Source organism: Flavobacterium ginsenosidimutans (genome assembly GCF_037478105.1).
Classification (GTDB): Bacteria; Bacteroidota; Bacteroidia; order Flavobacteriales; family Flavobacteriaceae; genus Flavobacterium; species Flavobacterium ginsenosidimutans.
This window is the reverse complement of record NZ_CP147988.1, coordinates 4,167,205-4,179,469: the sequence shown is the minus strand read 5'-3', so window position 1 is coordinate 4,179,469 and position 12,265 is coordinate 4,167,205. Positions and strand designations below refer to the sequence as shown.

Here is a 12,265-nt window from a genome sequence, read left to right as displayed (position 1 = left end):
TTAAAAGGTTAGCTGTATTCCCATAGTCACTACTTTGAGCGGCGGCAGGAAGCCATAGCTGGTAAATTCAGGATCTCCGTCTATGTACTTTGTAAAAGTGAGCAGGTTCTGCCCCTGAACCATGACTCTGCACTGCGTCTCCTTTAAGCCCAGAGGCAGATCATAGGAAAGGGAAATATTCTTAAGGCGTATATAAGAGGCATCCGTTACTGATGCTGTGCTCTCGTTATAGAGATAGGTGCCCATCAGGGCTGCGTAATTGTAGCCAGTGGTATAAATCTGGTAGGGAGCGATATCGCCCGGAACGCTCCAGCTATTGCTTATCCTTTCCTGCTGGTTAGACATCATTCCGGCCGTTCCCATCGGATAGGTCCTGTTTTGCTGCTTTACAAACTGGAACAGAAAATCAAGTGTTACGCCTTTATAGGTAAACTGGTTTTGAAGTCCGCCGTAATACTGGGGATTCAGATCCACTGCATTCTGCCGGTCTTCAGGAAAAGTTATGGCACCGTCATTATTGAGATCCTCAAAGGCATATACGCCTGTCTGGGGATAGACTTCTTTAAAGCTGTACAGCAGTCTGATGTTCAATGGCTCGCCAATGCGGTACTGCTGGCTGTAGGCAGAACTTTCCAGACCCGGAAACTTGAGAAGCTTATTCTTGGCAAAGGTCAGATTCAGGTTTGTGGTCCAGTTAAAGCCATGGCCGCTAAAGTTAACCGTGCGGAGCGTAAATTCGAGTCCGCGGTTCTGCACCACTGCATCAAGATTTGCCTGATAGGAAGTGAAGCCTGTGGAGCCGGGCAGAGGAATTCCTGTCAGCTGGTTGGAAGATCTGTTCTGGTACCATGAGGCAGTTGTGAAAATCCTATCCTTAAGGAATCCGAGCTCCAATGCCGCTTCAATTTTTCTATTGGTTTCCCATCCGAAGTCTGCGTTGAAGAGCCTGCTCGGAGCAAGTCCGGGTGTTCCGTTATACAATACTCCAGTGTTGGAATAGGTATCTAAAAACTGATAGTCTCCAATCTGGTCATTTCCTGTAGTTCCATAGCTTGTGCGTATTTTTCCGAAGCTCAGCCAGCTGTTGTCCTGCATAAAGGATTCATTTGAGAAAAGCCAAGCCAGTCCGGCCGCTCCAAAACCAGCGAACTGTCTGCCCGGACCAAAACGGCTTGAGCCGTCACGGCGAGCGGTAAGATTCAGGATATAGCGCTGCTTGTAGTTGTAATTGACCCTGCCAAAAAAGGCCTGATATTTATAAAGGGTTTCATCGTTGAGCAGCACTCTTGTGGTTTTTGCCGCAGCCAGATTGTAAATAAGGCTGTTTGAAGTGAATCCCGTTCCCGACTGCTGGATGCGAAGGGACTGCTGGCTCTGGAATGTGGCTCCTAAAAGGATATCAATTATGGAAGTTTTTAGATCTTTTTTCCAGCTGATCTGCGGCTCTGCTATCCATGAGCTTCTGCTGACATCGTTGAGAAAGAGCGCTGATCTTTCACTGCTGACATTGTAGGCAGGATCATAAATGGTTGATGGCACTATGCGCGTTTCATTATTGGCCAGATTGGTGTATCCCAGATTTGCTTTAGCGGAAAGCCCCTGAATTATTTCATAGGACAGCCCGGCGCTGGCGGTGAGATCATTGGTTCTGGATTCGAATTTTGTATTTAGATTTCCCAGTGGATTGGTCCAGGTGCTGTTCTCCCAATTTAATGTTCCGTCAGCATTGTATAAGGCTGGCGCATTAGGGGGAAGGCTGCGGGCATCATAGGTGAGGTCAAATGATGGCTGGTCATTATCCTGAAGGGTGACTCCCGCAGAGAAGGCCAGTCGGAATTTCTTGTCATCCGAGATATGGTTAAAGCTGAATTGGCTTCCGCCTTTCTTATATAGGAAAGTCCCAGGAAATACGGTAGACTCGGTGTGATAAGATCCGCTGAGCATAAACTGGGTGTTTTCTGATCCTCCTGATGCCGTTGCCTGAAGGTCGGTGATCTGGGCGGTGCCCCCAAGAAGCTCTTTCTGCCAGTCGGTGTAGCGGTTCTGATCCCAAGTGCCGTTGACATCATAATCCCAAGGAGAGTATGCTGTAATGCCGTCATTTTTAAATGCCTGCCTGCGCATGGAAAGGTACTGTTCGGTGTTCATGAGCTTCATGAATCTGGTGACTGTTCCGGCTCCTGTGGAGGCCGTTACAGTAAATTTTGTTCTTCCTGCTTTTCCTTTTTTTGTGGTGATCAGCACTACTCCGTTGGCTCCTCTAGATCCGTAGATGGAGGTGGCGTCAGCATCCTTTAGAACCTCAATGCTTTCAATGAAGTCTGGATTTATGCTATTTAAGGGGCTAGAGAGTGTTGGGAAAGTCAGGTTTGTTATGCCCGAACCGATTGGGTCTGAGGCATAGGGAACCCCGTCAATAATATATAGCGGCGCATTGGCTTCTGAACGCAGGCTGTTCTGTCCTCTGATCTTTATATCAAAGCCTCCACCTGGGACGCCCGTTGTCTGGGTGATGCTGACTCCAGCCATGCGCCCCTGCATGGCAGCGAGCACATTGGTGACAGGCTGGGTTTCGATGTCTTTGGAGGTGATGCGGGAAATGCTTCCCGTGCGTTCGCTTTCCTTGACGGTATAATAGCCCGCATTGATTTTCACTTCCTGCAATGTTGTGGTGTCATACTGCAGCTGGATGTCAATTCTGCTTCTCCCCTGGACAGGAATAAAGGCTTTTTTGAATCCGATGAAGGAAACGACTAGAGTGTCATTGGCAGAGACGGAAAGCTGGTAATGGCCATTGTAGTCCGTAATCGCATTGCCAGCTGTTCTGCTTTTAATGGCGACGGTTACGCCGGGGAGAGGCGCAGTACCGTCGGTGACGGTTCCCTGAAGCTGATACTGCTGATTAGATGATTGATAATTCCGTTTGGAATTTTTGGCGGATAGGGATGAAAAAGAAAGCAGCATGCCTGTAAAAATTAGGCAATAAAGAGCTTTTCCATCCTTGTAAAATGAAAAATAATTCATAATATTGGGATTGGTTAGTTAAATGGATATTTGATTGGCTACAGGCTCTCTATACTAGTTTGGCGACGAGGTAGAGGGCTTTTTTTGTCTTTTAATTCGCTTAGATTTATTTTTAAATTATCATGATTTAAGGTTATTATTTTAATAATAAGTTCGATTCTTAAAAGCGAAAATCAAATAAAATAAGGAAGTGTTGCTATGAATTTATAAGGAGATTTATCGCTTAATAAAGTGACGTGGAACTCAACTTAATGTTTAGAAGGATTTACTGGACTACCTGCGCACAAATAAGTGAGCCCACGCACTTTTAAGCGTAGGCATTTGCACTTATCATCTTGCGCGCTAAAAAAGTGTCCAGTTTTTCTAAGCAAGATTCAAAGCGAATGCTTCAAATATTTTTTATGAAGTATCGCAAAAATATGTATTTCATTACAAATATAACAAAATATTTTAAAATGCGCATTTTCGTGCGCATTATTTTTTATCTATTAGCTTTCCTTTGTTAGAATGGGCGACGTTAATAAAATAATATGTAATTATATTTATAAGATCTGGATTGAAACTTATAAGTCTCAACGTGCTTTCGGATTAGATCACGGCATTGAAGAAAGTATTGTAAGAAAAATAAAAAATACCGCACTTAATAAAGAAAAAGTAAATTATAATATTCCTGTGAATACTTTGAATAAAATTTGTGAAGCTAAGAATGTAAAACTTTCGGAGTTTTTTAAATTAATAGAAAAATAATTAAACATGTAATTAAATGTTAGGAGATGCTCAGGCATCTTTTTTTGTTAATATCAACTTTAAAACAGGTAATTATACTTATTCCTTTTATATATTAAAAAACTAATTTTCCATTAAAGAAAAAGTAAATTTATAAAGCCTTAAAATAAAGCAAAATGTTTATATTCAATCCGAATTTAAATTATAAATTTTAATAGTTGAGTGGGAATTGACACCACTCGGTAGCACATCCTAAAAATTTATAGATATGGATTTTGAGAATCTTTTTACAAACTTTAAAGGTTTAGGAATTGAGCGACTTCCTACAAAGGATGTTGCAAAATTTTTAACTGATTTTTTCGATGTATCATTATATAAAAAGCTCAGGGGCGAACAAAAGGAAAGTCAAATTTTTAAAAGTTACAACAATAATGAAGATTTTTGGAAAGACTGTTTGCAAAATAAAATCTTTGCAGGTAAGACAATTAAATTAGAAAACTTTTGCCTTATCGAGTGGCTACCTTACTCACCAGGATTATATTACACAAAAAGAGCATTTAATTCTCGCATGGAAGCTAGATCTATGATGAGCGCCGATAAAAACGAATATTTACCGTTAGGGAAAATGAATATGATGTTGGGAGGAGTTGGGTCTGTGAGACTAGCACCTGAAAAAAGTAATTTTTACTTGAATGCAACTTCAACAGGAACAAGTCATCAAGGCATACCAATAATAGTAAGCAAAGAAGTTTATAACCAATTTATTGACGAAATAAAGCACCAAGGATATTCCACAGTAGATATTATTGGAACAATTGAAATTTTACCTATTGAAAAGGCTTTAATTAATTATGCTAGAGAAATTCCTAAATATAGTTTAGTGATAACCTCGATTGCGAAACGAAAAATAGTAGAAAAAGAGATATTAGTTTCAGTTTCTGCGATTTACTCTAGCGAGCCTTATGACAATTATAGCACTGGACATTATTGGTCATTTGCATCTTTTTCTCCTGATGAAAGTGAAGTTGAATTGACAAAAGCTGTGGAATGGATTGAACAATATGCTCTTAGATATTCTAATGGCAAACCAAAAATTCTAACGGACTTTGACGAACATAAATCACATTTTAATGCAGATATAGAATTCAAGCTTCAAAATATAATGAGCGGTAATATTAATGAAGAGCTGCTTGTAAAATATTCTGAAAAATTTAAAATAATAATTAACAAAACTGTTATGGGAGACAATATTGAAAACAATTCAGGTAATATTATTAAAGGGAATACTGGAAATGTAGTTGCAACTAATTCAGGTGATATTAATGTTTCTAATTCTTTTAATAAAGTAAAAGATAAGTACGGTGAGGATATTGCAAATGCTTTAATTAAAGTTGATGAAATAATTAAAAAAGAAGGAAATGAAGAAGCGAAAGAACAATTTTTTACTTTTAATGAAGAACTTGAAAAAGAACAACCTAAAAGATCGACACTAAAGGCACTTTGGGAAGGCATTGCAACAGCAATCCCATTAATAAAATCCTCTGTGGAAATTTATGATAAAGTCAAAGATTTTATTGGCTAATTCATATCTTGAAGCTAATGATAGACTGAATTGAAAAAAAAATAGTTCTTCAATTCAGATTTAGTAATCAACCGGGCATTTGTACTCAATTCTTCCTGCCGAGTATAAAGCTTTAAAACGTTGGCAGTATTATAAGCACGACATAATAAAATGAACGAAAACATTTCGAGAATAAATGCACTTTATAATCAAGGTCTTGAAGCAAAAGATATCGCAAGAAGGAGTGACAATGATTTAGAACAGTATAAAATTGCTTCTAATTTTTATGAAAAAGCAGTTGAATTAATAGATCTCATTTTAAAAAATACAGACTATTCAAATATTAATTTTATAACGCAAACAAAAGCTTTACGGGAATATTATTTGTATGAGTCTAATGAATGTTTATATGCTTTCGATTATAAAAGAAACTTATTTGAGACAGCTATAGTTTTTGCAACCAAAGCAAAAAAACATATTCAATATGCTCTTAAAATCATAGATGAAAATTTTGATCAGTTAAATGAAGAAACAAAATCGTTTCTGTTAACGATGAAAAGTAATTGGACGCTTAGTATCCAAACCATTCCTATAAGACAATTAGAACCGATAGCCAAAAGAGCAATGCTTAATAAAGATTATATTACAGCATTAGACTCATATAGAGAGATGTGGGAACTTCAAGATAAAGCTCATAGCTATGTAATTAATTCACAATTACCAGAAGTTTTTAAAAGAACTGAAAGAGGCAATTATTTAGCAAGTAAAGCAAGTATTTCAATGTCCTTAGCTGGTGTCTATGTTGCAAAATCAATAAATAATAATTATCAAAAAGAAATACTAGAACAGTTTTTAATAGCTTTAGATTATATCAAGCAAGCTCAAGAAATTAATCCTGAACAAGATAAGTATAAAGTCGGAAAAGATCAGACTATAAGAAATATTCGCGAAATTTTAGAGAAAAATCCAGATAATTGGGATGCATTTTACTATAATTTTGAAGGCAATACACTTTTAAATAATATAATGAAGGAAACAAACGTAAAGAAGTTCAATGAAACGGAACTAAAAAGAAAATTAAATTTAAATGAGAATAAAGGAAAAAAACTTCTAATCTTTGGGGGATTTTGGCTTAGTGTGTTTATAATATTAATGTCATCTATTTCAATATTATTTATGTTGAACATTCCATGGTGGTCAATTATCCTCATTGTACTTCTAGTACAATTTGCTTATGCTTTAATTTCAGCAACAGTATTAAGAAATCTAGGAGATTTAAGTGAAAAGGGATTATTAGAAATTTATAAATTAACAATTAAATATAATTTTAATTTGTTCAATAGTAATAAACCGGGTAAAGAAGATGCTAAAATGTAAGTTAGGTTAAAGTCTTAAAACGTGTTACAGAAAATAAAATTTTAAAGATTCTATTTTTTGATTAATAATTTCCTGATGCAAGAGTTGGAAAAATATTTAAAAATCCATTAAAAAATCCCATTAGCATAGGTAATGGGATTTAAATAATACATGAAATTATTATTTTTTTGATTCCTCAATAGAAACTTTTCTAAACTCTTTTAAAAGTTTTTCAATTTCTAATGAAGATTTGCGAGCTCTTGCTCCAGCAGCTTTAACTCCTTTTTCTGCTAATGAATCCGATTCTGTTTTGAATGTTTCGATTTCAGCAGTAATTTTTACTAGTAGGTCTTTCATAATGTCATTTTTTAATTACGGCGTAAAAGTATAAAGTTAAATGAGATATCCTAACTCTTGAAGGAAATTAAAGTCTATTGCTTTTCTTTTTTTATCGCTGCAATGAAATATGACGGTGCAATTCCGGTGTTTGACAGGAAAGCTTTTGTAAAGCGTTCTGTGGTGCTGAAACCTGCTTCTTTTGCAAGTGCCTCGTACTTGTAAAGCATAATTTTGGAATCGTTACGGAGTAGTTCAGTAATATAATCGATACGCAGTCCGTTTATATATTCGTTGATGCCTTTATCTCTGTAATGGTCAAGGATGCTGGCTAAATATTTTGGGTTTGTTTTAAAGGCTGCGGAAAGAGTTGTAAGATTCCAGTCTTTTTCAAGGAATTTTTTATCTTTTTCGAAGTTTTCAAGCTGTTTGAGAAGCAAGACTACTGTATCGGAACTAATATTTTTAATAGGAGCCTTTTCTGTTTTTGATTTAGGCCTGTTTTTCTTTGTATCGAGCTCTTCCATCAGCAGCTTATAATTCTTTTTATATATTTTTCTGGTTTTGTAATATCGATAGGTAACCGCTGCTAAGATGAAAAAAAGTGCAATAATAATCCCAGCAAATATACGGTCATAGTATTTCTCCCAAATCAGCTCCGTGCTCATGTTCTGATTCTCTTCAGCTATTCTTTCTTTTTCCAGTAGCAGCTCTCTAGTGTCATACTGCTTATGTATTTTTGCGATGATATATTTATTGGTTTCTGTCAGCAGCGTGTCGGCTTTTAACAGCTGATTAATATAATAAAGCTGTTTATTTAGATCCTTTTTTGTTTTATAATAGCTGATCATAAGTTCGAAGTTCTGCCTTATATCAGATCTCAGATAGTTTTTTTTATTGAAGATTTTATCCACGAGCTCAAAATAGATTATAGCTTTTTCTTTCTGATGCAGCGACCAGTAGCTTTTTCCAATGTAGAAGTACCCGATTGCTTCATTTGCGAAATCATTATTTTCCTTAATGCCTTCAAGGGAAGATTCTAGATTTCTGATTGACGCTCCATAATTCTTTTTAAAATACTCATTGATTCCTTCAGAATGTGTAAAGTAGGCAGCCATTTCCTCAATTTTAAGCCTTATGCATTCTGAGATTCCAAGTTCGTTTATTTCAGTGCATTTTCCGTAGTTTCCTAGCTTGTTATAGCAGAGTCCGAGAGAATGGAGAGAATTTAAATACGGTTTGGGCTGTGTCTGTCTGTAGTAGTCAGCGCATTCTTTCAGCAGGGAAGCAGCTTCATCATAAAAGCCGATATAGAATTTAGTCAGTGCAATGCAGTATTTTACTTTATGGATAAGGTACTGGTCTTTTGTTTTTGATATATAGCTGTTGGCAATAAGATAATTATCCATTGCCTGCTGCTGGTGCTTTATTCCGTAATAGGCTGTGCCTTTGCTTAAATAGGCTGAACCGATCAGTGCGTCATCCTTTGCTTTCTTAGCGGTATGAACCATACTGTCCGTATACGCTATCCGAAGCTTTTCAGGAGCGATGAGCATTAGGTTCTGGTAGCCGTTTATGATTTCTTTCAGATTCTTCTCTTTCTTAGCTTTATAGAGAAAAGAATAGGCATATAATGACGCACGGATGCTATCTTTTTTATGCATATAGAATCGGTCATCCAGATATTCAAAATCTTTATTTTTCAGGGAATCGGGAATGTTGAAAGGATTTTTCTGGGCTGAAGCTGCACAGAAAAACATCAGAAGCAATAAAAGTGAATTTGGTTTAATCATAGTTATGGTTAGTTTGGGATTGTGCTGGGAATATTATAAGCTTAAAGATGGTAATCGCTGCAATAGCTCTACTTTAAGTTAATATAAAAATAATATAAACTATTGAATAATAGGTGGTTGTTGTCGTGAGATGCACTACGGATTTTCCGAAAATCCGTAGCGGAAATGGCGAAAATCCACACAAGTCAGGTTGCGGGAGATGTTTAGACGGAATAGTTTTGTCTTGAATTCAAAAGCAAAATGCCGGGCAGGGTGCCAGGTAAAAGTTCTGCTTATCCGGATGAAATGGACTGGGAAGGAATTCCCGTTCACCTTCAAACCATTAAACCATGAAAACCATTTTATTATGCATTATTACTATCCTTTTATCTGTATCATGTTCTGCTGATGAAGATTTTGAAGCTGCAGAGATTTTAACTGATTTAGCCAATGCGCCTGTCACGGATAATAATTTTCCTGCGAATCCGATTAACCCTTTTGATATGGAAGGAAAGAGAATCTATGAAGCGCTTGAAGTCTATTATCAGAAGAACCACTCTCCCAATTCAGTTTCAGAACTAGCAGATCAGATCAGGCATATTTCGAATAAATTAGACAGAGGAGAAGGGAAGAGCAGCAGGCTAATACCTTTTACAGACGAGATGGTGCAGTCTATAATGGATGATCCCGATAACAGCATGATCTCCATTGTTCAGAACAGTGTGCTGCAGGCTTATGCAAAAACTAACCTGATTAATTTTCTTCAACATCTTATCGTTAAAAGGCTCGAGGAATTCAGTATTACCTATAGCTATATTACAGATTATGAAGAAGAGGTGCTTGCTGATACAGTTTTCACTTCGGAAGAAACCGAAACCATTCTTACAGTTGCTTCGATATCAAGGTATTCGCTGTATTCGGAAGAGGAGCGAAAGGATAAGGATTGGGATATTCTTGTTGGAAGCAAGCCTGCAAGACCATTATTCGGGACCAATGAAGTGCCGATTGTTTCAATCATAGCTTTACTGGAAAGGATTCTTTAGTAATTAAGTGCTTAAAATGAAACTGCCAATTATATTATTTATACTGCTTGTCTGCTTTAATCTTTTGAGCCTTTATCTGATTATAGGTCTGTTCAGCTGGAATGGAGCTGAAGAGACTGCTATTGATACTCATGGGAGCGGACATCCCAGATTCATGGCTTATCTGCTTTATATTACAGTGCTTTTAAACCTTTATAGCCTATTCTATATAGCAGTAAGGAAAAGATTTGATGACTAGCATTGCCAGTTTCTTTTAAACTTCAATGAATCAATCAAACTATGCTTAAAGATTTGATCAATAGCGAAATTAACGGCCTGTTTTCTAAGGGAGTTGCTGTATATGCCGTTAAAGAATATTGGATAAAGTTTTCTTCTTGGGATTCTTTCCAAGTTAGGTATCCTGCGGTGCTGTTAATGAAATCAGGAAGATTTAAAATAAGGTCAGGAGAAACCGTCCATGATCTGAAAGCGCATGATCTTTTGATATTTCCAAAGAAGTCCCACTGCTCTGAGATGGAAGGTGGAGAAAAACTGCGGTTTTATCTAATCCGACTTTCTTCATTGAAAGATAGGACGGGCAGTATGAACTTACAGGCTGATTCTTTATTCTTTCTGAAAGTGAAAGATGCTGTGAAAATCAGTTTAGAGGCAAGCGATTATCTGTTGCTCTCACTGGTCTGCAGACTGCTTCACGCGGAAGAAATGAATCAGATTAGCACCGATTTTGAATTGGAGCTTCGACGGATCAGCACCAATCTGCTGCTGTTTGAACTCAAGCTTATCTACTCCAAGTATTTTGCTTCTGCTGCGCTGCACATTTCAAGGGCCGAAAAGCTGGCTGTGCAGTTTCTCACTGTGCTGTCCATCCACTGCAGAAAGCATCATACGGTGAAATTTTATGCCGGAGTGCTGTATGTGACTTCGGGCTATCTCAATAGGGTGGTGAAACAGATTACTGGAAAACCGGCCAAGAAGATGATCACAGATGCAGTTTTGGCTGAAGCTGTAAACCTTCTGGAGGATTCTGTCTTTACCATTGCCGAGATAGCAGAAGAGCTGCAGTTCAGCTCGCCGTCTGCATTTGATATCTTTTTTAAAAAATTAATGTCCTGCACGCCGTCAGAATACCGCGCAGAAGCTGCCGAGAGATTTAAGAGTCGTTAGTCCCTATTAACTGCAATTAAAACATGAAAATGATGAAGAGCAAATATCCTTTAGAATGGCTGGATAATCTGATATTGGAACGCCTTAATCCCAATAGGACAGATCTTAGCCAAATTTCAGAAGCTGAGCTGGCTGCAATTTCAGAAGATGCGGCAAAAGAATCTAAGCAGATTCAGGTTCGGATTAAAAATGAAATATTTGCCCTTAGGCGAAAGAGGCAGATCCGCCTTCTGGTCCGAAAATACCATTCGACATTAATTTTTCTATTGGATAGGATGTCAGACAGCCAGAAAAGCATCATATTCCAATCGGCTCTTATCTCAAAATGCGGGGAAGCGGTCATTGGATGTCTGGATGGGCTGCTGTCCTTTTTGGAGCAGCGCTATTCGGGCTATCTGAGTCTGGATGAAAAAGTCCCGATCACCTATCTATTGGTTTCCCGCAAGGAGCTGCAGCTGAAATTAAGCAGCCTTCAGAAGCGGAAATCTGACAGCGAAGAAATGCAGGAGGCATTAAAAGTGGTGGCTCAGGAACTGGGCGAAGCGCTGTCACTGCAGAGCAGAAGCAGGGTAACTTTCCGTCAGGTGCTCTATGAGCGAACCCTGCTAAATGGGCTCGTAGAGACTGACTGTTTGGAAGAAGGCCTATTCTCTTCGCTTGACCGGAAGCTGATCGGCTTGAATTTTAACAGCCCTGCCTATATCAGTCTGCTGGAAAGGCGCATTGTGTCAAAAATGGAGGCGAAGGAAAACTTTTCCGAAAAGGCCATTCTGCTGAGTCTGTATTTTAAGGAGTTCAGCCAGATCTATTGCAGCGATAAGCTTTTTTTTAATGCTGGGATGCAGCCAGTTAAAACCGTTATGGAGAACTGGTTTAAGCATGAGCTTGGATATTTGGAGAAGCAGGCTGAACTTGCGATTGTTCTGAATGCAGAATTGAGTTCCGAGGAGAGGCATAAATATAAGCTGGAGTGCGATCTGTCTGCAGATCAGATCGCGATTATCCTTCGAGCGGCAGATGAAGCGCGCATTGTCAAGTCCAGATCCATGAGCCTGGTCTTTCAGAGGATAGTGCCCCATCTCTCAACGGCCTTTAAAAAGGATCTGTCCTACCAGTCGGTTCGGAGCAAATCCTACAGTGCGGAAGAGAACGATAAAAACATAGCCATACTGACTCTGGAGAAGATGATCCGAAAGATCAGATCGTACTGATTTTTTAATTGTCTGACATTTAATGCTGTTTTTCTGAAACAAAACAGGCTCTGTATCGACTAAGTATTTAAG

Annotated in this window: 8 protein-coding genes; 5 read left to right on the top strand and 3 right to left on the bottom strand. The window is 38.1% G+C overall.

Annotated features, from left to right (window positions below):
* Window positions 1–3,024 (bottom strand): SusC/RagA family TonB-linked outer membrane protein, encoded by a 3,024-nt coding sequence (locus V6624_RS18255; protein ID WP_338839651.1) that lies wholly within the window; start codon window positions 3,022–3,024, stop codon window positions 1–3.
* 994 nt (window positions 3,025–4,018) lie between these two features.
* Between V6624_RS18255 and V6624_RS18250 the strand changes: the two genes are divergently transcribed.
* Complete coding sequence (locus V6624_RS18250; RefSeq protein WP_338839650.1) at window positions 4,019–5,332, top strand: hypothetical protein; 1,314 nt, start codon at window positions 4,019–4,021, stop codon at window positions 5,330–5,332.
* A 150-nt stretch (window positions 5,333–5,482) separates the two neighbouring features.
* Window positions 5,483–6,688 carry a hypothetical protein gene (locus tag V6624_RS18245; protein ID WP_338839649.1) on the top strand — a complete coding sequence of 402 codons (1,206 nt, stop codon included), beginning with the start codon at window positions 5,483–5,485 and terminating at the stop codon, window positions 6,686–6,688.
* Window positions 6,689–6,847: 159 nt separating this feature from the next.
* Here V6624_RS18245 and V6624_RS18240 read toward each other — a convergent pair whose 3' ends face one another.
* Entirely contained in the window at window positions 6,848–7,024 is a 177-nt protein-coding gene (locus V6624_RS18240) for a histone H1 (protein ID WP_338839647.1), read from the bottom strand.
* A gap of 74 nt (window positions 7,025–7,098) precedes the next feature.
* Window positions 7,099–8,796: a helix-turn-helix domain-containing protein gene (locus V6624_RS18235; RefSeq protein WP_338839646.1), complete on the bottom strand. Its 1,698-nt coding sequence runs from the start codon at window positions 8,794–8,796 to the stop codon at window positions 7,099–7,101.
* A 329-nt stretch (window positions 8,797–9,125) separates the two neighbouring features.
* Here V6624_RS18235 and V6624_RS18230 point away from each other — a divergent pair, with 329 nt between their 5' ends.
* The 3 genes from V6624_RS18230 to V6624_RS18220 all read left to right on the top strand — a co-directional run bounded on the left by V6624_RS18230 (window position 9,126) and on the right by V6624_RS18220 (window position 12,193).
* Window positions 9,126–9,818, top strand: coding sequence for a hypothetical protein (locus V6624_RS18230; RefSeq protein WP_263522523.1), 693 nt, complete (start codon window positions 9,126–9,128; stop codon window positions 9,816–9,818).
* A 279-nt stretch (window positions 9,819–10,097) separates the two neighbouring features.
* Window positions 10,098–10,982 (top strand): AraC family transcriptional regulator, encoded by an 885-nt coding sequence (locus tag V6624_RS18225; RefSeq protein ID WP_338839644.1) that lies wholly within the window; start codon window positions 10,098–10,100, stop codon window positions 10,980–10,982.
* A gap of 29 nt (window positions 10,983–11,011) precedes the next feature.
* Window positions 11,012–12,193 carry a hypothetical protein gene (locus V6624_RS18220; RefSeq protein WP_338839643.1) on the top strand — a complete coding sequence of 394 codons (1,182 nt, stop codon included), beginning with the start codon at window positions 11,012–11,014 and terminating at the stop codon, window positions 12,191–12,193.
* The last annotated feature ends 72 nt before the right edge of the window (window positions 12,194–12,265 follow it).

Coding starts and splice junctions, on each gene's coding strand:
- V6624_RS18255 (WP_338839651.1), bottom strand. CDS start 3,024: ATGAATTATTTTTCATTTTACAAGGATGGAAAAGCTCTTTATTGCCTA.
- V6624_RS18250 (WP_338839650.1), top strand. CDS start 4,019: ATGGATTTTGAGAATCTTTTTACAAACTTTAAAGGTTTAGGAATTGAG.
- V6624_RS18245 (WP_338839649.1), top strand. CDS start 5,483: ATGAACGAAAACATTTCGAGAATAAATGCACTTTATAATCAAGGTCTT.
- V6624_RS18240 (WP_338839647.1), bottom strand. CDS start 7,024: ATGAAAGACCTACTAGTAAAAATTACTGCTGAAATCGAAACATTCAAA.
- V6624_RS18235 (WP_338839646.1), bottom strand. CDS start 8,796: ATGATTAAACCAAATTCACTTTTATTGCTTCTGATGTTTTTCTGTGCA.
- V6624_RS18230 (WP_263522523.1), top strand. CDS start 9,126: ATGAAAACCATTTTATTATGCATTATTACTATCCTTTTATCTGTATCA.
- V6624_RS18225 (WP_338839644.1), top strand. CDS start 10,098: ATGCTTAAAGATTTGATCAATAGCGAAATTAACGGCCTGTTTTCTAAG.
- V6624_RS18220 (WP_338839643.1), top strand. CDS start 11,012: ATGATGAAGAGCAAATATCCTTTAGAATGGCTGGATAATCTGATATTG.